16 protein-coding genes are annotated in these 20,889 nt (G+C 33.5%); 9 read left to right on the top strand and 7 right to left on the bottom strand.

All coding sequences use genetic code 11. From position 1 onward, the window contains the following. The first annotated feature begins 83 nt into the window (after nucleotides 1-83). On the top strand, nucleotides 84-3,524 hold the full coding sequence (locus GSY47_RS13750) for a methylmalonyl-CoA mutase family protein (RefSeq protein ID WP_179007273.1): 3,441 nt from the start codon (nucleotides 84-86) through the stop codon (nucleotides 3,522-3,524). A 427-nt stretch (nucleotides 3,525-3,951) separates the two neighbouring features. On the opposite strand, the gene GSY47_RS13745 is transcribed toward GSY47_RS13750, so the two are convergent. The 4 genes from GSY47_RS13745 to GSY47_RS13730 all read right to left on the bottom strand — a co-directional run bounded on the left by GSY47_RS13745 (nucleotide 3,952) and on the right by GSY47_RS13730 (nucleotide 7,040). Then, nucleotides 3,952-4,338, bottom strand: a complete 387-nt coding sequence (locus tag GSY47_RS13745; protein WP_179007276.1) for a secretion protein — start codon at nucleotides 4,336-4,338, stop codon at nucleotides 3,952-3,954. A 396-nt stretch (nucleotides 4,339-4,734) separates the two neighbouring features. Then, complete coding sequence (locus tag GSY47_RS13740) at nucleotides 4,735-5,136, bottom strand: secretion protein (protein WP_179007279.1); 402 nt, start codon at nucleotides 5,134-5,136, stop codon at nucleotides 4,735-4,737. 473 nt (nucleotides 5,137-5,609) lie between these two features. Beyond that, on the bottom strand, nucleotides 5,610-6,011 hold the full coding sequence (locus GSY47_RS13735) for a T9SS type A sorting domain-containing protein (RefSeq protein WP_109192534.1): 402 nt from the start codon (nucleotides 6,009-6,011) through the stop codon (nucleotides 5,610-5,612). 663 nt (nucleotides 6,012-6,674) lie between these two features. Next, nucleotides 6,675-7,040 (bottom strand): DUF3244 domain-containing protein, encoded by a 366-nt coding sequence (locus GSY47_RS13730; protein WP_179007282.1) that lies wholly within the window; start codon nucleotides 7,038-7,040, stop codon nucleotides 6,675-6,677. Nucleotides 7,041-7,489: 449 nt separating this feature from the next. Between GSY47_RS13730 and GSY47_RS13725 the strand changes: the two genes are divergently transcribed. The 3 genes from GSY47_RS13725 (at nucleotide 7,490) to GSY47_RS13715 (ending at nucleotide 9,996) form a co-directional block, all read left to right on the top strand. Further along, nucleotides 7,490-8,362, top strand: coding sequence for an AraC family transcriptional regulator (locus GSY47_RS13725; RefSeq protein WP_179007285.1), 873 nt, complete (start codon nucleotides 7,490-7,492; stop codon nucleotides 8,360-8,362). Nucleotides 8,363-8,525: 163 nt separating this feature from the next. Further along, nucleotides 8,526-9,395 (top strand): alpha/beta hydrolase, encoded by an 870-nt coding sequence (locus GSY47_RS13720; RefSeq protein ID WP_179007288.1) that lies wholly within the window; start codon nucleotides 8,526-8,528, stop codon nucleotides 9,393-9,395. A gap of 91 nt (nucleotides 9,396-9,486) precedes the next feature. Beyond that, nucleotides 9,487-9,996 (top strand): hypothetical protein, encoded by a 510-nt coding sequence (locus GSY47_RS13715; RefSeq protein ID WP_179007291.1) that lies wholly within the window; start codon nucleotides 9,487-9,489, stop codon nucleotides 9,994-9,996. Nucleotides 9,997-10,069: 73 nt separating this feature from the next. Here GSY47_RS13715 and GSY47_RS13710 read toward each other — a convergent pair whose 3' ends face one another. After that, nucleotides 10,070-11,041 carry a TerC family protein gene (locus tag GSY47_RS13710; RefSeq protein ID WP_179007294.1) on the bottom strand — a complete coding sequence of 324 codons (972 nt, stop codon included), beginning with the start codon at nucleotides 11,039-11,041 and terminating at the stop codon, nucleotides 10,070-10,072. Between the two features lie 346 nt (nucleotides 11,042-11,387). After that, on the bottom strand, nucleotides 11,388-12,404 hold the full coding sequence (locus GSY47_RS13705) for a glutamine synthetase beta-grasp domain-containing protein (RefSeq protein WP_012024410.1): 1,017 nt from the start codon (nucleotides 12,402-12,404) through the stop codon (nucleotides 11,388-11,390). Nucleotides 12,405-12,831: 427 nt separating this feature from the next. Here GSY47_RS13705 and GSY47_RS13700 point away from each other — a divergent pair, with 427 nt between their 5' ends. From GSY47_RS13700 to GSY47_RS13690, 3 genes are all read left to right on the top strand, one after another. Then, nucleotides 12,832-15,021: a glutamine synthetase III family protein gene (locus GSY47_RS13700; protein WP_179007297.1), complete on the top strand. Its 2,190-nt coding sequence runs from the start codon at nucleotides 12,832-12,834 to the stop codon at nucleotides 15,019-15,021. Nucleotides 15,022-15,438: 417 nt separating this feature from the next. Further along, nucleotides 15,439-16,617: an AIR synthase related protein gene (locus GSY47_RS13695; RefSeq protein ID WP_179007300.1), complete on the top strand. Its 1,179-nt coding sequence runs from the start codon at nucleotides 15,439-15,441 to the stop codon at nucleotides 16,615-16,617. A gap of 110 nt (nucleotides 16,618-16,727) precedes the next feature. After that, nucleotides 16,728-17,084 (top strand): hypothetical protein, encoded by a 357-nt coding sequence (locus GSY47_RS13690; protein WP_179007303.1) that lies wholly within the window; start codon nucleotides 16,728-16,730, stop codon nucleotides 17,082-17,084. 57 nt (nucleotides 17,085-17,141) lie between these two features. Here the strand turns inward: GSY47_RS13690 and GSY47_RS13685 are convergent, their stop codons facing one another. Beyond that, complete coding sequence (locus GSY47_RS13685) at nucleotides 17,142-17,765, bottom strand: M949_RS01915 family surface polysaccharide biosynthesis protein (protein WP_179007307.1); 624 nt, start codon at nucleotides 17,763-17,765, stop codon at nucleotides 17,142-17,144. A 130-nt stretch (nucleotides 17,766-17,895) separates the two neighbouring features. Between GSY47_RS13685 and GSY47_RS13680 the strand changes: the two genes are divergently transcribed. Both GSY47_RS13680 and GSY47_RS13675 read left to right on the top strand, forming a co-directional pair. Further along, the gene (locus GSY47_RS13680; RefSeq protein WP_179007310.1) at nucleotides 17,896-20,229 is read left to right on the top strand and encodes a GH92 family glycosyl hydrolase; all 2,334 of its coding nucleotides are present in this window, start codon (nucleotides 17,896-17,898) and stop codon (nucleotides 20,227-20,229) included. A gap of 203 nt (nucleotides 20,230-20,432) precedes the next feature. Then, nucleotides 20,433-20,876, top strand: a complete 444-nt coding sequence (locus tag GSY47_RS13675; RefSeq protein WP_179007313.1) for a hypothetical protein — start codon at nucleotides 20,433-20,435, stop codon at nucleotides 20,874-20,876. Nucleotides 20,877-20,889: the final 13 nt, after the last annotated feature.

Genomic DNA, 20,889 nt, shown 5'->3' with positions numbered 1-20,889 from the left:
TTTTTGTTAAGATAAGCTTAGAGGGATGATCAAATATTAAAATATTTTGTAAATTGCCTCCATAAAATTATCATATTCATAAAATGGAACAACAAATACCATATATTCCTAAAAATAAAGTAAGAATTGTTACTGCTGCTTCACTTTTTGACGGACATGATGCTGCGATCAATATTATGCGTCGTATCATCCAGTCCACAGGAGTTGAGGTAATTCATCTTGGACACGATAGAAGCGTTGAAGAAGTGGTAAATACCGCCATTCAAGAAGATGCCAATGCTATTGCGATGACTTCTTATCAAGGAGGACATAATGAATACTTTAAATATATGTATGATCTGCTTCGCGAAAAAGGAGCGGGACATATTAAAATCTTCGGAGGTGGAGGAGGTGTAATTCTACCAAGCGAAATCGAAGAATTACATGAATATGGTATTACCCGAATTTATTCTCCAGATGACGGACGTTCTTTAGGACTTCAGGGAATGATTAATGATTTGGTACAGCGTGCTGATTTTCCTATCGGAGATAAATTAAACGGAGAAATCGATCATATCGAAAGCAAAACGCCAACAGTCATTGCGCGTTTGATTTCTTCTGCAGAAAATTTCCCTGAAATTGCAAAAACAGCTTTTGATAAAATTCACGAAATTAATTCTAGTTCAAAAATTCCAGTTTTAGGGATTACAGGAACGGGTGGTGCCGGAAAATCATCTTTAGTAGATGAATTAGTTCGTCGTTTCTTAATTGATTTCCCAGAAAAAACAATCGGATTAATTTCTGTCGATCCTTCGAAAAGAAAAACAGGAGGAGCACTTTTAGGAGACAGAATCCGTATGAATGCCATAAATAATCCTCGTGTATATATGCGTTCGCTGGCAACACGTCAGTCTAATTTGGCTTTGTCTAAATATGTAGCCGAAGCAATTCAGGTTTTGAAAGCTGCAAAATACGATTTGATTATTTTAGAAACTTCAGGAATTGGTCAGTCTGATACGGAGATTATGGATCATTCTGATGTTTCTTTATATGTAATGACACCAGAATTTGGCGCAGCAACACAATTGGAGAAAATCGACATGTTAGATTTTGCCGATTTAGTGGCTTTAAACAAATTTGATAAAAGAGGAGCACTGGATGCCTTGCGTGATGTAAAAAAACAATATCAGCGCAATCACGGTCTTTGGGATAAAAGTCCAGACGAAATGCCAGTTTTTGGAACAATTGCTTCACAGTTTAATGATCCGGGAATGAATACGCTTTACAAAGCGATTATGGATAAAGTGGTAGAGAAAACCGATTCAGATTTGAAATCGACTTTTGAAATCACTAAAGAAATGAGCGAGAAAATCTTCGTTATTCCGCCGGGAAGAACACGTTATTTATCTGAAATCGCTGAGAATAACAGAAGTTATGATGAAACAGCCATTTCGCAGCAAAAAGTAGCTCAAAAATTATACGGAATTTTCAAAACCATTGAATCTGTTTCTGGAAAAGTTCCTCAAATTAATAAAGCAGGAATCGAAGATTCTTCTGTTTTAACTGGAGGTTTTCAGGAACACGATGAAAACAGAATCTTTTTAAATCTTTTACTCAATCAGTTTGATAAAGTAAAAATGGACTTAGATCCGTACAATTGGGAAATTATCCTGAATTGGGATGAAAAAGTAGCAAAATACAAAAATCCGGTTTACACGTTTAAAGTTCGTGATAAAGAAATCAAGATTGCAACGCATTCTGAAAGTTTATCACATTTACAGATTCCGAAAATTGCGTTGCCTAAATATGAAGGTTGGGGCGATATTTTGCGTTGGAATTTACAGGAAAATGTTCCTGGCGAATTTCCATTTGCTTCAGGATTGTATCCTTTTAAACGTGAAGGCGAAGATCCGTCAAGAATGTTTGCGGGCGAAGGTGGACCAGAAAGAACCAACAAACGTTTTCATTATGTAAGTGCAGGTATGCCTGCAAAACGTCTTTCGACCGCTTTTGACAGTGTAACTTTATACGGAAACGATCCAGATTTACGTCCAGATATTTACGGGAAAATTGGAAATGCGGGAGTTTCGATCTGCTGTCTAGACGATGCTAAAAAACTATATTCAGGTTTTGATTTGGTTCATGCCTTGACTTCGGTAAGTATGACCATTAATGGGCCTGCACCAATGCTGTTAGGTTTCTTTATGAATGCGGCAGTCGATCAGCAATGTGAGATTTACATTAAAGCAAATGATTTAGAAAAAGAAGTTGAAGCAAAAATCAACAAATTATATAAAGAAAAAGGAATCGAAAGACCGAAATATCAAGGAGAACTTCCTGCCGGAAACAACGGTTTAGGATTAATGCTTTTAGGCGTTACAGGAGATCAGGTTTTGCCTTTGGATGTTTATAATGATATAAAAGCCAAAACGTTATCGCAGGTTCGCGGAACAGTTCAAGCCGATATTTTAAAAGAAGATCAGGCACAGAATACTTGTATTTTCTCAACCGAATTTGCGTTGCGATTAATGGGTGACGTTCAGGAATATTTTATTACTAAAAACGTTCGTAATTTCTATTCGGTTTCGATTTCAGGATATCATATTGCAGAGGCGGGAGCGAACCCAATTACGCAATTGGCGTTTACGCTTTCAAATGGTTTCACTTACGTGGAATATTATTTGAGCCGTGGCATGAACATCAATGATTTTGGGCCAAACTTATCGTTCTTCTTCTCGAATGGAGTAGATCCAGAATATTCAGTAATTGGTCGTGTGGCGCGTAAAATTTGGGCAAAAGCCATGAAAAACAAATACGGAGCCAACGAAAGAGCACAAATGCTGAAATATCATATTCAGACTTCCGGGCGTTCGTTGCACGCACAGGAAATTGATTTCAACGATATTAGAACGACATTACAAGCTTTGTATGCTATTTATGACAACTGTAATTCATTGCACACCAACGCTTACGACGAAGCCATTACCACGCCAACAGAAGAATCGGTGCGTCGTGCCATGGCCATTCAGCTGATTATCAATAAAGAATTAGGTTTAGCGAAAAACGAAAACCCAATTCAAGGTTCGTTCATCATCGAAGAATTAACCGATTTAGTTGAAGCTGCTGTTCTTCAAGAATTCGACAGAATTACAGAAAGAGGCGGAGTTCTTGGCGCAATGGAAACGATGTACCAACGTTCTAAAATTCAGGAAGAAAGTTTGTATTACGAAACCTTAAAACACAACGGTGATTTCCCAATTGTGGGTGTAAATACTTTCCTGAGTTCAAAAGGTTCGCCAACAGTTATTCCGGCTGAGGTTATTCGTGCCACAGAAGAAGAAAAACAATATCAAATTACGATGTTGGATAACTTACATAATTTCCACGAAGCAAAAGTAAATGAGCATTTAAATACGTTACAGCAAGCTGCTATTAAAAATGAAAACTTATTTGATCACTTAATGGAAGCGACAAAGGTTTGTTCTTTGGGTCAGATTACTTCGGCTTTGTTTGAGGTTGGTGGGCAGTATAGGAGGAATATGTAAAAAATGCATTTTTGAATGTCCGAAATTATCGGACGTTTGTTTAATATGTAGAGCCTCTCAGAAATGAGAGGCTTTTTGTTTGAATGAATATTTAAATAAGGCCGAAGGCCTATAATCATCCAGCATTGGGCAACGCCCAATGTTTGCAATAGATTCCAATTAAGAAAGCCCTGAAAGGGCGTAAGCAATTAGATAACGAGAATAGCTATCACCCTTTCAGGGTTTCGGTTTGTATTGGGTTTTGTGTAGAAGGGGGGGAGGGGTGTTCTCTAATAGGACGTTGCCCTATTTTGGAGCTGTTAGCCTTTCAGGCTTTTTTGTGGAGGCTTTTAAGAATCTAAATCTCTTAATAAATTCCATAAAAAAGCAGTTCTCCTGGTAATAGAACTGCTTTTTAAAAACTTTTTTCTTTGGGGACAAAAAAGGCTTAGCGACGGAAAGATGGACTGTGGTTAACAGTTTCTTCTAACTTCACTGCCTTTACTTTTTTTGCAGCAACTTTAATTTCGTGTTTCGAAACTTTGTCATTTGCTTTTACTTCTAGAACATAAGTTCCAGCAGGAAAACTTTCTAAACTAATAGTTTTAGAAACTTCCAATTTGTTTGCTGCAGACTCTCCAGCATAAAGTAAATTGTGATTCTCATCAAAGATAGAGAAAGATGCATTTTCAACAGTGTCTAAAGTAAAGCTAACTACTTTTCCGTTTCCTGTTTTAATGTTTAGAATAAAGTCACCTTTTCCATCAATGGCATAGGTAAAAACAGTCGCTAAAAAAAAGGCAGCAACTAAACCGGCTTTGGTAAATTTTGTCATGTTTTTTTTAAATGTTAATTACTAAATGTGGAACGAGCAAAACTACAAATACAAATTCAATTTTTAGCAATAAAAAGCCGTTTTTAAACACTTAAGTTGCTGAATTTTAAACTTTTTTGAGTTTTGTTTGAACTATGTACGTAAATACTGGGCTCACGGTTTTTTGATTTTTAATGTTTTTTACTATTTTTTTTAAACTTTTTTATGCTTAAAAACGCAATCGTTTGAATTAGTAAGAATATATTTTCAGGATATTATTTTGTGTAAAAAATACATTTTATATAAAACAAAAAAAAACAGCTCCATAACCAACAATGAGCTGTTTTCTTTTCTTCAAACAATAAAATATTTTTAATCTTAACCTTATTTTATACCTTTTATATGGAGTATAAAATTTTAGCGTGCAGCCACGCTTGAATTTTTAGCAAAACCTGCTTTGTAAACAGAAGAAATTGCAGTTCTAGATAATGAAGCAGTATCATCGATTTTAATTTCGTATTTTGCTTTTTTAATGTTGTCTTCAACTTCTAAAAAGTAAGTTCCTTCTGGAAATTCTTCTAAGCTAAAAGTTCTTAAAATTCCTTCCTTGCCAGTAGCATTTTCAGAATAAATAAGAGTTCCTTCTTTGTCATAAATGGCTAAGTTCGCTTTCTGTGTTCTGTTAAGTGCGAAAGTGATCTGTTTTCCATTGGCTTTTAATACATGAAGATTAAATTCTCCATTCCCATCAATTGCGTAAGTGCTAATTCCTGTGAAAAGCAACGCCGCCGCTAAACTCAATTTTGCAATCTTTTTCATGGTACTTAGTTTTTAAATTATTAGTTCTAATTCTCTGATGCTAAATTACTTATGATATGTATAAAAAAGCGCAACTGTATTTTCCGATTTCTATGCTATATTCTCATTTACGAAACCGTTATAGGTTAAAACTTGAATTATTTTTAACGTTTTTGTTAATTCAGTTATTATTTTTTAATGTTTTGCTTGATTTTGAATTTACTTTGGGTTAAGAATTTATTTACATATAAGATTGTGGCTATTCCGCAAAGATTCACAGAAGAAAACACAAAGATTCGCAAAGTTCTAAAAAAAACTCTGCGAATCTCTGCGATAAAACTTTGTGAATCTCTGTGTGATAACTCTAAAAAGTAAAAAGCAAAAAAAAACAGCTCAGTAACCACAAAGAGCTGTTTTTAAAACTTTTGAAAGTTTTTTAACTTACTAACTATCTAACCTCACTTTTTATACTGTATGAGAGTATAAAAACTTTTTTAGCGTACTGCTACGCTAGTATTTTTAAAATCTGATTTGTAAACAGAAGAAACTGCTTTTTGAGATAAAACAGTAACGGTGTCTGTTACAGCGATTTCATATTTTGCTTTTTTTGTATTGTCTTCGATTTCTAAAAAGTAAATTCCTTCTGGGAATTCCTCTAAGCTAAAGGTTCTTAAAATTCCTTCTTTGCCTGAAGCAGTTTCAGAATAAATAAGAGATCCGTCTTTATCATATATAGATAAGTAGGCTTTCTGAGTCTGATTAAGACCAAAACTGATTAATTTTCCATTAGATTTGATCACGTGAAGATTAAAATCTTCCGCTCCATCAATTGCGTAAGTGCTTATTCCAGAAAAAAGCAACGCAGCTACTAAACTCATTTTTGCAATCTTTTTCATAATACTTAGTTTTTAAATTAATAGTTCTAATTCTCTGATGCTAAATTAGTTCTGTTGTAAGTAAAAAAACGCAACTATATTTTCCTATTTATATGCTATATTTTCATTTACGAAACCGTTATATGTTAAAATTTGAGTTATTTTTTATCGTTTTTACTGATTCGGTTATTATTTTTCAATGTTTTTCTTGATTTTTAGTTTACATTGAATTAAAGATTTATTTGCAAATTGTAGGAATTTTTTAAGTTGTTGTCCCGATAGCTATCGGGACTGAGATACTAAGGTTCTAAGTTTTTAATTGCATTGTGTATTTTAACCGCAAAGGGCGCAAAGATTTTTACTTAAGATTGTGGATACAAACGCAAAGTTCGCAAAGCTTTCTCAATTCTAAGCTTTGCGAACTTTGCATTCTTTTAAAAAAAAACTTTGCGTCCCGATAGCTATCAGGATTGCGTAAATCTTAGCGTCTTTGCGGTTAAAAAAACTTTGCGGTTAAAATAAAAAAGTAAAGAACAAAAAAAAACGGCTCAGTAACCACAAAGAGCCGTTTTTAAAACTTTTGAAAGTTTTTAACTTACTAACTATCTAACCTCACTTTTTATACTGTATTAGAGTATAAAATTTTAAGTGCCGTGAAGAATTGCACTTAACCTTACTATTTTCTTAGTAAAGAGAAGTAGTTCCTTTTGAAGACAAAATAGAACTTTTCGCATTTACAGTAATATCGTATTTTACTTTTTTGTAATTATCAGCAACTTCTAAAATATATTTTCCTTCTGGAAATTCTTCTAAACTGAAAGTTCTTAAAATTCCTTCTTTACCGGAAGCATTTTCAGAATAAAGAACGTTACCATTAGTATCATATATACTGATAACTGCTTTTTGTAATTGATTAATTCCAAAAGCAATTACCTTGCCATTTCCTTTTAATACATGAAGATTTAATGCTTCATTTCCATCAATTGCATAAGTACTCATTCCTGTTAGAAGTACTGCACATACTAAACTTAATTTCATAATCTTTTTCATATTCTGTAGTATTTAAATTCTTAGTTCATTTCTCTGAGGCAAAGTTAGAGCAGCAGTTGTGTTATTTTAACAACTATATTTTCCAATTTATGTGCTATATTCTCATTTACGAAACCGTTATAGGTTAAAATTTGATTTAAATCTTATGTTTTTGTTAATTTGATTGTTTTTCTTCAAAGTTTTGGAATAATTGTATACTTCTTAAATTTTCCGTTTTTCTTACAAAAATTAGCATATTTATATTTATTCAGGTTTTAAATAAGATTATTGAAAAAAATGTGGAGAAAAAAAACGAGACGTGAAAAAAAAGTCGTTTTTGGTATGAATTTTTCAGTGTTAAGAATGTTATTTTAATGTAAAATTCGCATTTACGAAACCGTTGTAGGTTAAAAATTAGATTATTTTAGGTGTTTTTGTTAAATTTGCTATTATTTTTTAAAGAAATTATCATGAAGACAATTGCCCCAGCTCTTGAAGTGATAACTAATTCATACGGAAGTTCTTTTACCTATACCAAACACGCCGAAAAGACCAATAGTAAAGCTCATTTATGGCATTATCATCCAGAGATTGAGTTGGTTTATGTAAATGGCGGGGCAGGAAAAAGACAAATAGGAAGCCACGTTTCTTATTATACCAATGGTAGTTTACTTTTAATAGGAGCCAATTTGCCCCATTGCGGATTTACAAATGAAAATACGGGAAATACAAACGAAACCGTAATTCATATTAAACCTGAATTTTTAGGAAACGATTTTTTTATCGCTCCAGAAATGAAAAAAGTTCAGAATATTTTAAAGCAGGCTAAAGGCGGCATCGCTTTTGGCGGTGAAACGAAAAAAAGAATCGGAAAAAAAATCGAAATGATGGAGAACGAATCTCCATTTCAAAGATTACTTACGCTTTTAGGAATATTAGACGAATTAGATTCTTCTACAGAGTCTACAGTATTAAATGCTGATGGTTTTTCATTAGAACTGCAGACTCAGGATAACGATCGTATGAATGTCGTTTTCAATTTTGTGAAAGATCATTTTCAAGAATCTATTTCGATAGACGAGGTTTCGAGTCTGGTAAGTATGACTACGCCTTCTTTCTGTCGTTATTTTAAAAAGATTTCTAATAAAACATTTACGGAGTTTGTAAATGAATATCGTTTAGTACATGCTTCTAAACTTTTGGCAGAGCAGCCAATGAGTATTAACGAAGTATGTTACGAAAGCGGTTTTAATAATTTCAGCCATTTCAGTAAATCATTTAAACAATACACAGGTAAAAGTGCATCGCAATACCGTCATGAGCATAAGATTATAATCAGCTAATTTAAGCTTAGGTTTTTTTTAGCCACTAATTCACGAATTAATATTGATAAAATTCGTGAATTCGTGGCTATCTTTTTTAAGCTCAAATGCCAGTCGGATTTTTCATATATTCTATTCTGAAAAAAGGTATATTTACAAACCCTAATCAGAAAAATAGATCAAAATGAAGAAATTTAAAATGCTATTGTCTGCATTTTTGCTTTGTCTTACCACCGTGACATACGCAGCAAAAGTGGACACTTTACAAGTTGCGAGTACCGCAATGGGTAAAACTTACAAAGCTGCAGTAGTTTTACCAAATTCTTATGCCAAAAGCAAAACTGCATTTCCGGTAATGTATTTGCTACACGGTGCTTACGGACATTTTAGCGACTGGTTGAAAAATACTCCAAACAAAAAACTGGTTCACAATCTGGCAGACCAATACAATATGATTATTGTAATGCCGGAAGGGGAGACGTTTAGTTTTTATTTGGATAGTCCAGTAAATAAAGAAAGTCAGTTTGAGACTTTTATAACCCAGGAAGTGATTCAGAAAGTAGATAAAACGTATAAAACAATTGCTAATAAAAACGGAAGAGTAATAACAGGTCTTTCAATGGGTGGACATGGTGCTTTGTATTTGTCGGCCAAACATCCCGATTTGTTTTGTGCGGCCGGAAGTATGAGTGGTGCAGTGGATATGAGTACAATGCTGAATAGAGATTCATCGGCTCAAATCGTAAAATTAATGCAGCCTGTTTTTGGGGATAAAAGTGGTAATACGGAATTGTATGAGCAAAATTCTGTTTTAAGAATGGCTGATAAATTTAAAACAAACAAACTGCCTTTAATTATAGATTGCGGTGTAGATGATTTTTTAATTGAACCAAACCGCGAATTGCACAGAAGATTAGTTTATAATAAGGTAGACCATGATTATACAGAACGTCCAGGAGCACATACTTGGGATTATTGGGAAAATTCACTTCCTTATCATGTTTTATTTTTCAATAAAATACTGCTTAAGAATCAGGGGGCTCCAAAAAAATAAAGGTTTTTTTATCTTAAAATAAGCCGATTTACTTTTTTTGGTTTAATTTTTGGAATATCTTTATAGTATAATCCTTAAAAAAATAAAAGTTATGAAAAAGATACTTACACTATTCGCTGTTGTTGGACTAATAGCGTTTTCAAGTTGTGAAGGGCCAGAAGGGCCTCCGGGTAATGATGCTTTAAGTCCTGCAGCTTTTCAAGTAAATAATGTGAATTTAACTAGAGGTAATAATGGTTTTTTATATAGCTATTCGGCTAACTTTACAAGTCTTTTGTATGATGACGAAACAGTGTTGATTTATAGAAAAACTGATGTGACTAATTCTGGAGCTCCAGTTTGGCAATTGATACCAAAAACGATAAATTTTAGTAATGGAGATGTGTTGGATTATTTCTTCGATTTTAGTAGAGAAGATTTTATTATATCTGTAGAAGCTTCTTTTGATTTAGCGCAAGAACCAAGTTTTATAAATAATCAAACTTTTAGAGTTGTTATAATTCCTTCTTATTTAGCTTCAACTGTAAATAAATCTAATTATTTAGATGTTATGAAAGCAGCTAAGTTGAATGAAAGTCAAGTAAAAAATATTAAATTTTAATTTATTTAATCTTAAGCAAAAAAAAGGAAATCTTTCGATTTCCTTTTTTTATGAATATATGTTTCAAGAATAATTATTCTTCGCTTGACGAATCATTTAAAACTTTTTCCTCTCCAAATTTTAGAGAAACTAAGATTCCAACTAAAAGCGAAAGTGCAATAAATCCTAAAGAAGCCCATTCTGGAACGTGGAAGAAATCATGTAATAACATTTTTAATCCTACGAAAGCTAAAATAGCTACTAAGCTGTATTCTAAATAACTGAATTTTGCCAGCATATTGGCTAAGAAGAAATACATAGAACGTAATCCTAAAATGGCAAAAATATTAGAGCTGAATACTAAAAACGGATCTTTGGTAATGGCAAGAATTGCAGGAACACTGTCTACGGCAAACAAAACGTCCATAACTTCAATAACAATTAAAGCTACAAATAATGGGGTTGCTGCTTTCTTTGCGGTTTTGGTCGAAATGAAAAATTTCTCTCCATCCATTTCAGATGTAATTGGCATCACTTTTCCTAATGTTTTGTAAACAAAGGAATCTTTTGGGTGAAAATCTTCTTCTTCTCCTGAAAAAAGCATTTTTATAGCAGTGAATATTAAGAAAGCTCCAAAAAGGTAAGTTGTCCAAGTAAATTTGTTAATCAGCATAACACCAAAGAAAATCATTAACCCACGGAATACAATGGCACCTAAGATTCCCCAGAATAATACACGATGCTGGTATTTCTGCGGAATTTTGAAAGAAGCAAAAATGATAGCAATTACAAAAATATTGTCGACACTTAAAGAAAGTTCAATTAAATATCCTGTTATAAATTTCATTGAAGCCGCCATTGGTTCCAGTTTATCTGGATTTTCTATATAATCAGTTGTGTAGAGCCAGTAAATTACTCCTGAAAAAAGGAAGGATAAAGTAACCCAGACCAAAGTCCATTTGCTGGCTTCTTTAGTACTTATAATATGTGGTGTTTTGTTAAAGACACCAAGGTCTAATGCAAGAATAAAAATTACAGCAAGTAAAAAGAGTGACCAGACTATCATAATTGTTTTTTTTAATGATATACAAAGATAAGTTTTGAACTTTAACTTAAAAATTAAATTTACTTTTAAAATTAAGTAATGTTTGTTATTTGTAAAGTGTTAATTGTTATAGATTTATGAGGTTTTTTAGTTGAAATTGACAGTTTTAGAGTTTAAAAGAGATATGTTTTTTCCGTTGTTGTAGAACTTTGTCAAAGTTTCAGACTTTGACAAAGTTGGCATGGCTAGACTTTTGATTTAAACCCGACAGGTTTCTAAAATCTGTCGGGTTTAATTTGATATAGGCATAAAAAAAGTGCCAACAATTAATGCTGGCACTTTTTGAAGATATATTGTAAGCTTAAAATTATAGCGCTGATTTAACAGTTTTGATAATTCTAGCAGCAATTTTGTAAGGGTCTCCGTTTGAAGCTGGTCTTCTGTCTTCCAGCCATCCTTTCCATCCTTTTTGAACAGTCATTAAAGGAATTCTGATAGAACATCCTCTGTCTGAAACTCCATAAGAGAAATCGTGGATAGAAGCAGTTTCGTGCTTACCAGTTAAACGTTGGTCGTTGTAAGCTCCGTAAACCGCGATGTGTTCAGCAGTAACAGGACGGAAAGCTTCGCAAATTCTTTCGTAAGTTGCTTGGTCTCCACATGTTCTTAATACTTCGTTAGAGAAGTTAGCATGCATTCCAGAACCATTCCAGTCAGTATCTCCTAGAGGTTTTGGGTGATATTCTATATAGTAACCATATTTCTCAGTTAAACGGTCTAATAAGTAACGAGCAACCCAGATTTCATCTCCAGCTTTTTTAGCTCCTTTAGCGAATAATTGGAACTCCCATTGTCCGCAAGCAACTTCTTGGTTGATACCTTCAAAGTTGATTCCTGCAGCGATACATAAATCAGCGTGTTCTTCAACTAATTTTCTACCGTGAGTGTTTTTTCCACCTACTGAACAGTAGTACATCCCTTGTGGAGCAGGGTATCCTCCAACTGGGAAACCAAGTGGAAGTTGTGTTTTAGTATCCATGATGAAATACTCTTGCTCAAATCCGAACCAGAAATCATCATTATCATCATCAATTGTGGCTCTACCGTTAGATGGGTGCGGAGTTCCATCAGCATACATAACTTCAGACATTACTAACCATCCATTAATACGAGTTGGATCTGGATAGATTGCAACAGGAACTAATAAACAGTCAGAAGATCCACCTTCAGCTTGTTTTGTTGACGAACCGTCAAATGACCAATTTCCAAGTTCTTCTAATGTTCCTTTGAAATTTTCGTGCTCTTCAACTTTAGTTTTACTTCTAAGATTTTGAGTTGGTTCATATCCGTCTAACCAAATGTACTCTAACTTAATTTTAGCCATAATAATATAAATTTATTTTTTTTGTTTTTTCGCTGGGTCAAATATAGATTTATTTTTTTAGTCCTAAAAATTAGGGGGCTATTTTGTTTTACGAAGTACTATTTTTTAGAGAAGCGCAATTTTGATAGGGGTATATTTTAAAAAAGGTAATTTTTAACGCTATAAAAAAATAAATTCGTAAAAAAAACGGACTGTTTTTGAATTTTAGGGTTAAGGAATTGTGAAAAAATGTTTATTTAATGGAGAGTATCGAGGTATTTTGTTATATTTCTTTACAACCACTTCATTATTCTTTAAAAAAGGGGCAATCTGTTGAAAAATCCTTTTGTTAAATTCTCTATTTTATGTTCAGAACAGGTATTTTATTTGTTTATATTTGCTGATCATTTTTTAATGAAATTTATTACGAATTTTTAAAATTATAAACATGTCAACATTACGTTTCCAAGCTTTGCAAGAAGCTTCTAACAGAAAGCCGGTGCATTTTGAAGAAATTGGTCGAAAATCAAATCTTTTCGGATCAAATGTGTTTAACGAAAAAGCAATGAAGCAATTTTTAACTTCTGATGCTTTTAAAGGAGTAAGAGATGCGATTCAGCATGGGACTAAAATAGACAGAAAACTGGCAGACTATATTGCCATGGGTATGAAAGAATGGGCTCTTTCAAAAGGAGTTACGCACTACACACACTGGTTTCAACCTTTAACAGGGACAACTGCAGAAAAACACGATGCTTTTTTTGAAACTTCTTATGACGGAAGTGATCCTGTAGAAAAATTTGGCGGAGCTCAATTAGTGCAGCAAGAACCAGATGCATCAAGTTTCCCAAATGGTGGAATCAGAAATACTTTTGAAGCAAGAGGTTACACGGCATGGGATCCAACATCACCAGCATTTATATATGGTACAACTTTATGTATCCCAACTGTTTTTATTGCTTACACAGGTGAAGCTTTAGACAACAAAATACCTTTATTAAGAGCATTATCTGCTATTGACGAAGCGGCTACAGAAGTTTGTAAATACTTTGATAAAAATGTAAAAAAGGTTACAGCAACATTAGGATGGGAGCAGGAATATTTCTTGATTGACAAAGCTTTGGCAAATTCTCGTCCCGATCTAATGATGACAGGAAGGACTTTATTAGGACATACATCTGCAAAAGGACAGCAGTTAGACGATCACTATTTTGGATCGATTCCAACTCGCGCTCTTACTTATATGAGAGATTTGGAGCAGGAATGTATGTTATTAGGAATTCCAGTAAAAACACGTCACAATGAGGTTGCGCCAAATCAGTTTGAGTTGGCACCCATTTTCGAAGAAACGAATTTAGCGGTTGACCACAACTCTTTATTAATGGATGTGATGCAGAGAGTGGCAGAACGTCATGATTTTAAAGTATTATTTCACGAAAAGCCATTTAAAGGTGTAAACGGTTCAGGAAAACACAATAACTGGTCATTGGCAACAGATACTGGAGTTAATTTATTAAGTCCGAGTAAAACGCCGATGAGCAATTTACAGTTTTTGACTTTCTTTATTAATACAATTAAAGCAGTAAACGATAACGAAACTCTATTAAGAGCGTCTATTGCCACTGCAAGTAACGATCACAGGTTAGGAGCAAACGAAGCGCCGCCGGCAATTATGTCTGTTTTCATTGGGGCACAGTTGACAAAAGTTTTATCTGAATTAGAAAGTGTAACGACTGGAAAATTATCTCCAGAAGAAAAAACAGATTTAAAATTAAATGTAGTTGGAAAAATTCCTGACGTATTATTAGATAATACAGATCGTAATAGAACTTCTCCTTTTGCTTTTACAGGAAATAAATTTGAGTTCAGAGCTGTTGGTTCAAATTCAAACTGTTCTAATGCAATGACAACTTTGAATGCAATTGTAGCGAAACAGTTAATCGACTTTAAAAATGAAGTAGAGAATCTGATTGAAAATAAAGACATGAAAAAAGACGATGCAATCTTTAATGTCTTAAGAGAATATATTAAACAATCTAAAAAAATCCTTTTTGAAGGCGACGGTTACAGTGAGGCTTGGGAAAAAGAAGCGGCAAAAAGAGGTTTAAGTAACTTTAAAACAACTCCTGAAGCGATTAAAGCTAAGGTTTCTAAACAAGCTTTGGACTTATTTGCTGAATTAGGAATCTTTAATCACGTAGAAGCCGAAGCACGTTACGAAATTGAATTAGAAGAATACACTAAAAAAATTCAGATTGAAGGAAGAGTTTTAGGTGATATTTCTAGAAACCACGTAATCCCGACTGCAATTCGTTATCAAAATACGTTAATTGAAAATGTAAAAGGGTTAAAAGAAATCTTCGGAAAAGAGTTTGAAACTATTGCAAGAGAGCAAATTGTTTTAATTAAAGAAATCTCTGGTCATATTGAAGGAATCAATTCTAAAGTATTGGCAATGACAAACGAAAGAAAAAAAGCCAATCAATTGACAGATGCTCAAAAAATGGCAGAAGCTTATTGCAATAAAGTGAAACCATATTTTGATGAAATCCGTAATCACTGTGATAAATTAGAGTTATTAGTGGATGATGAAAGCTGGACATTAACTAAATATAGAGAGTTATTGTTTACAAAATAGTCTTCTACTTAATTGTATTAAAGCCTGTTTCAATTTGAAACAGGCTTTTTGTTTGTTGTTAATTTGAAAATAGAAAGTAAATTCCTGTTTTTATTTTTCGTGAATTTCGAAGTTCATCGGGATAGTCCTACAGTTTGTCGGAAATATGCTAAGTTGTTGAAAATATGTGAGTTTGCTTAGTTGCTGTTTTAATAAGTTTTCTAATTTTGGTTATGATTTTGAGACTTAATCAATATATTTCAAGCAATTTTTGAAAAGATAAAAATAACAAGCCAAAAGCTTCATAACCAATTTTATTTAGGGAAATCGGCGGAAGAACCCATTCTGCCGATTTTTTTTATGAATCAAATAATCGAATAAGTCAAAGAATTAAAAAAAGGGATTATCTTTGCACCACATCAACACAAACTAATTTTCATGAGTTCAGATTCTAGCAAAAGGTACGCGCAAAGAGGTGTTTCGGCATCAAAAGAAGACGTGCACAACGCCATTAAAAATATTGACAAAGGTTTATTTCCGCAGGCTTTCTGTAAAATTGTTCCCGATTATTTAACGCAAGATGCAGAGCATTGTTTGATCATGCATGCTGATGGAGCAGGAACAAAATCATCTTTGGCTTATATGTATTGGAAAGAAACTGGAGATCTTTCGGTTTGGAAAGGAATCGCTCAAGATGCCTTAATCATGAATATTGACGATTTATTATGTGTTGGCGCAACCGATAATATTTTACTTTCTTCAACTATTGGAAGAAATAAAAATTTAATCCCAGCTGAAGTTATCTCAGCAATCATCAACGGAACAGAAGAATTAATCAACGAATTAAAATCGTTTGGTGTTACGATTCATTCAACAGGTGGAGAAACAGCAGACGTTGGAGATGTAGTTCGTACTATTATCGTAGATTCTACAGTAACAGCTCGTATGAAACGTTCTGATGTGGTAGATAATGCAAATATTAAAGCAGGCGACGTAATTGTAGGTTTGGCATCTTTTGGACAGGCAACTTACGAGAAAAGTTATAATGGTGGAATGGGAAGCAATGGATTAACATCAGCACGTCATGATGTTTTCGGAAAATATCTGGCTAAAAAATACCCAGAAAGTTATGATGCAGCTGTTCCTGAAGAATTAATTTATTCAGGGCAGGTGAACTTAACTGATGAAGTTGAAAACAGCCCAATCAATGCTGGTCAATTAGTGCTTTCTCCAACCAGAACTTACGCACCAATTATCAAGAAAATTTTAGATAAATATACCCCGGAAGATATTCACGGAATGGTGCACTGCAGTGGTGGTGCACAAACTAAAATTTTACATTTTGTAAAAGACTTACACGTTATAAAAGATAATTTATTTCCAGTACCGCCATTGTTCAAATTAATCCAAGAGCAATCTAAAACCGATTGGAAAGAAATGTATCAGGTTTTCAACTGTGGTCACCGAATGGAATTATATGTTCCGGAAAACATCGCACAAGATATTATCGAAATTTCAAAATCATTCAATGTTGATGCGCAAATCGTAGGTAGAGTAGAGGCTTCTGATTCTAAAAAGCTTACTATTACTAGTGAATACGGAACATTCAATTATTAATTTTTAAGATACAAAGAGGCAAAGGTTCAAAGTTACAAAGGTTTGATCTTTTGTTTGAAATAATCTAAGAGACACACAAAAGTGTGTCTCTATTTATAAATTGTAGAATTATGTACGAATTACTTTTTTGGAGATATCTAGACGAAATTTACCTGAACAATCAGGAAGTTTATGAAGCACTTATTGAAAAACAAGAAGTGGAAGGTTTGGCCGTTCTTCAGACAGAAGTAATTGTAAACAGAATCAATTCTATTTTTTCAGATTGGGAAAGAGTTGACGAAGACAGCTGGAAAAATCCAAAAGGAAAAGGAGCTTTTCAAGTCATCACAACGTCGCAAAGCGTAAAAATTGACTGTTACGGCACAGAAGGAAAAACCATGAATAAACTAGTAGATATCATGGAAGAATTTAAATGCCCGCTTTATGATCCGCAAGTTCCAGAACGTTACGATGAAATGAGTGAGTAGATTTTTTGTTTCAAGTTTCAGGTTTTAAATTTGAAGTTTTTGAAATAGGAATTTCAACTATCCATCTTTCAAAATCAAATTCTGTTCTTTTCTAAGTTTTACTACTAACTGATCGATATACGTTTTGATTTTCTGCGGAAGCGTATTCCAATTTTGATCTTTTTTGAAACTTCTGCAATAATCTAGATCACATTCCACCGCGCGAATTACATATTTTTTGTTTTTGTAAACTGTAATAATTTTTACGCGTCTTATTTCTCCATACTCCGTTTTGCTTCCATATACAATAACGGGATCAGTATAACCATCTCCATCAAGATCTGTAGTAGTACAGTATTTTGTCCAGAACCAAATATTCGTTTCTTTCGGATCGTAATTTTCTAATAAATCATTAATTCGCCATTTTTCAAGAAAACCACCGTGATCATTTACTACACAAATGGCCTGTATTTTGGTATTTAAAGTATCTTTTTCAAAGATTTTTTTTTGATTTTCGGCTAAAACCAATTCAAAAACACCGCCTTTATCCTGAAATTCAAAAGCGCTGTAAATAGGGAAATCAGTTGTATTTTCAAGTTCTCTTTCGTGGATTTCTTGTTTACTTAATTTATAACTCTCAATTTTTTGAGAGAAAAGGAATGTCGAATGAAAAGAAAGAAAAATTAAAATATACTTTTTCATGTTTGGCGATATACTTTTAGTATATCAAAGATATTTAAAACCTTGTGAGTGGCATTAAAATAATGTTTTTTTAAAACAGTTTTTGTTGTACTTTTCTAGATTAAATCAAAAAAATAAGAAGAACTATAAAATGATTACAATTAACCGTATAAATTTTCTTTTGGGAATATCTCTTTTAATGCTTGGTTCTAAGCCTAATTTAAAAGCCCAGAATAAAGTAAATGAAAAACGAAATCTAATTCAGTACGTTGATCCAATGATTGGAACGGCAAGAATGGGGCATACTTATCCTGGTGCAACCGTGCCTTTTGGAAGCGTTCAGTTAAGTCCTGAAACAGATACCATCGCGTACAGCTTAAACGGAAAATATAATGGAGAAGTTTATAAATATTGTGCTGGATATCAGTATGAAGATAAAACAATCGTAGGGTTCAGCCACACGCATTTCAGCGGAACAGGGCATTCTGATTTAGGTGATTTTTTAATCATGCCGACAACGGGAAAATTACAACTAAATCCAGGTGTTGCTTCAAAACCTTTATCGGGTTATAGATCGGCATTTTCACATGTAACTGAAAAAGCAGAACCAGCGTATTACAGTGTCTTTTTGGAAGATCATAAAATCAAAGCAGAATTGACGGCAACAACCCGCGTGGGAATGCATCAATATACTTTTCCAAAGTCGGATGAAGCACATATTATTTTGGATTTAACTTCTGGAATTTATAATTACGACAAAAAGAACGTTTGGACTTTTGTACGAGTAGAAAATGATACTTTGATTACAGGATACCGCCAGACTAATGGATGGGCGAGAACTCGTACTGTTTATTTTGCCATGTCTTTCAGTAAACCAATTAAAAGCTACGGACAAGCCACGCAGGAAAAAAGTGTTTACAGAGGTTTTTGGGGAAGATTTGACCAAACCAAAAATTTCCCTGAAATGGCAGGACAAAATCTAAAATTGTTCTTTGATTTTGATACTAATGAAGGAGAAAAAATCAAGATAAAAATGGCTTTGTCTCCAGTGAGTTCTGCAGGAGCTTTAGAAAACATGAAAAAAGAAATTCCTGACTGGGATTTTGAAAAAGTAAAAAAACAAAGTCAGGAAATCTGGAACAAAGAATTGAATAAAATTCAGGTAGAAACAATTCAAAAAGAAGATTTGGTCAATTTTTACACCGCGATGTACCACGCATTCCTTGGTCCAACAGAATACATGGATCTAGACCGAAGTTATAAAGGTTTGGATATGAATGTGCATAGAGCAGAAAACTTTACGAATTATACCAGCTATTCGCTTTGGGATACGTATCGTGCTTTGCATCCGTTTTTTAATATTGTCCAGCCACAACGAAATGCAGATATGGTTAGTTCGATGTTAGCGCATTCTGATCAGAGCGTTCATAAGATGCTGCCAATCTGGTCACATTATGCTAATGAAAACTGGTGTATGATTGGCTATCATTCTGTTTCTGTTGTGGCAGATGCGATTGTAAAAGGTAATATTAGTTTTGATGCAGAGAAAGCACTTCAAGCCTGCGTCAATACTGCAAAAGTGCCTTATTACGACGGATTAGGATATTATATGAAACAAGGTTATGTTCCAGAAGATAAAAACGGAGCTTCGGTTTCTAAAACTTTAGAATATGCTTATGATGACTGGGCGATTGCGCAAGCGGCAAAGAAACTTGGGAAAACGGATATTTATAATGAATTTATTAAAAGATCTGAAAACTATAAAAACGTTTACGATGCCAAAACGGGTTTTATGCGTCCCAAATTAGCTGACGGAACTTTTAAAAAAGAGTTCGATCCTTTGGATACGCATGGACAAGGTTTTATAGAAGGAAATTCGTGGAATTACAGTTTGTACGTTCCTCATAATCCATCAGAAATGATTAAAATGATGGGAGGAAATGACCAGTTTAAAGTTCGTTTAGATTCGTTATTCAATATGCATCTTCCGGATAAATATTTTGAAAATACTGAAGACATTACCAGAGACGGAATTATTGGAAATTACGTTCATGGAAACGAACCTTCTCACCATGTTGTGTATTTATACAATTGGACTGATTCTCCATGGAAAGCACAAGATAAAATCAGAATGATTTTGAAAAAAATGTATCGAAATGGAGCAGATGGTTTAGGCGGAAATGATGATTTTGGACAAATGAGCGCTTGGTATATTTTCAGCAGTTTAGGGTTTTATCCTGTTGCGCCAGGTTCTGATGAATATGCTTTGGGAAGTCCACTGGTAAAGAAAGGTGTTTTCAATTTAGAAAACGGAAAAAGCTTTGAAGTCGAAACGTTAAATCAGTCTGATAAAAATGTATTTGTGAGTAAAGTACTTTTGAATGGAAAACCTTTAGACAAACCATTTTTAAAACATGAAGATGTGATGAATGGCGGAAAAATTACATTTTATATGAGTAATAAGCCTAATAAAAAGAAATATTAGATGCTAAGATACTAAGAAGCTAAGTTTTTTTACAAACCTAGTAAATGTCACCCTGAGCGAAGTCGAAGGGCTATTATAACGAGAAAAGGCCTCGACTTCGCTCAGCCTGACAAAAGGATACATTAATTAATATAATTCGTGAATTCGTGGCAAATAACAAAAAAACTTCACGAAATTTGCACTTCAAATAAAGACAAGTAAGTATGAAAATAAATTTAAAATCAGGAATTGATAAACTGCTTTTCGGAATGAAGCAGCATGATGTAACAACGGCTTTAGGAAAACCTGATAAAAACTATAAAGATGAAGACGAGAACGTAATTTTTGTGTACAATGCACTCAAAGCACGATTGACATTTTATCAAGAAGAAGATTTTAGATTAGGTTATATTGTAGCTTCAAGTAATAATCTAGAAGTTTTCGGATTTAAATTAATCGGAAGAAAAATTGAAGATGTAAAGAAAGATTTGGCAACAAAAGGAATAACAAAATACAATCAGGAAACTTTTGATACTTTCGAAAACTATTTTAACGAAGACAATTGGTTTATTTTGCAGACAGAATTTGATGAAGTGGTAAAATTCGAAATAGGAGCAATCATAAATGATAAAGATGAATTTGACTGGAAATTTCCTGTGAAGAAATAAAAGCATAAAAAAA

The organism is Flavobacterium quisquiliarum, from assembly GCF_019308285.1.
Lineage (GTDB): Bacteria > Bacteroidota > Bacteroidia > Flavobacteriales > Flavobacteriaceae > Flavobacterium > Flavobacterium quisquiliarum.
The sequence above is the reverse complement of the archived record's forward strand: the minus strand, read 5'-3'. Positions and strand labels throughout refer to the sequence as shown.

Coding starts and splice junctions, on each gene's coding strand:
- GSY47_RS13680 (WP_179007310.1), top strand. CDS start 17,896: ATGATTACAATTAACCGTATAAATTTTCTTTTGGGAATATCTCTTTTA.
- GSY47_RS13730 (WP_179007282.1), bottom strand. CDS start 7,040: ATGAAAAAGATTATGAAATTAAGTTTAGTATGTGCAGTACTTCTAACA.
- GSY47_RS13695 (WP_179007300.1), top strand. CDS start 15,439: ATGAGTTCAGATTCTAGCAAAAGGTACGCGCAAAGAGGTGTTTCGGCA.
- GSY47_RS13745 (WP_179007276.1), bottom strand. CDS start 4,338: ATGACAAAATTTACCAAAGCCGGTTTAGTTGCTGCCTTTTTTTTAGCG.
- GSY47_RS13735 (WP_109192534.1), bottom strand. CDS start 6,011: ATGAAAAAGATTGCAAAAATGAGTTTAGTAGCTGCGTTGCTTTTTTCT.
- GSY47_RS13720 (WP_179007288.1), top strand. CDS start 8,526: ATGAAGAAATTTAAAATGCTATTGTCTGCATTTTTGCTTTGTCTTACC.
- GSY47_RS13675 (WP_179007313.1), top strand. CDS start 20,433: ATGAAAATAAATTTAAAATCAGGAATTGATAAACTGCTTTTCGGAATG.
- GSY47_RS13685 (WP_179007307.1), bottom strand. CDS start 17,765: ATGAAAAAGTATATTTTAATTTTTCTTTCTTTTCATTCGACATTCCTT.
- GSY47_RS13740 (WP_179007279.1), bottom strand. CDS start 5,136: ATGAAAAAGATTGCAAAATTGAGTTTAGCGGCGGCGTTGCTTTTCACA.
- GSY47_RS13725 (WP_179007285.1), top strand. CDS start 7,490: ATGAAGACAATTGCCCCAGCTCTTGAAGTGATAACTAATTCATACGGA.
- GSY47_RS13700 (WP_179007297.1), top strand. CDS start 12,832: ATGTCAACATTACGTTTCCAAGCTTTGCAAGAAGCTTCTAACAGAAAG.
- GSY47_RS13705 (WP_012024410.1), bottom strand. CDS start 12,404: ATGGCTAAAATTAAGTTAGAGTACATTTGGTTAGACGGATATGAACCA.
- GSY47_RS13750 (WP_179007273.1), top strand. CDS start 84: ATGGAACAACAAATACCATATATTCCTAAAAATAAAGTAAGAATTGTT.
- GSY47_RS13710 (WP_179007294.1), bottom strand. CDS start 11,041: ATGATAGTCTGGTCACTCTTTTTACTTGCTGTAATTTTTATTCTTGCA.
- GSY47_RS13690 (WP_179007303.1), top strand. CDS start 16,728: ATGTACGAATTACTTTTTTGGAGATATCTAGACGAAATTTACCTGAAC.
- GSY47_RS13715 (WP_179007291.1), top strand. CDS start 9,487: ATGAAAAAGATACTTACACTATTCGCTGTTGTTGGACTAATAGCGTTT.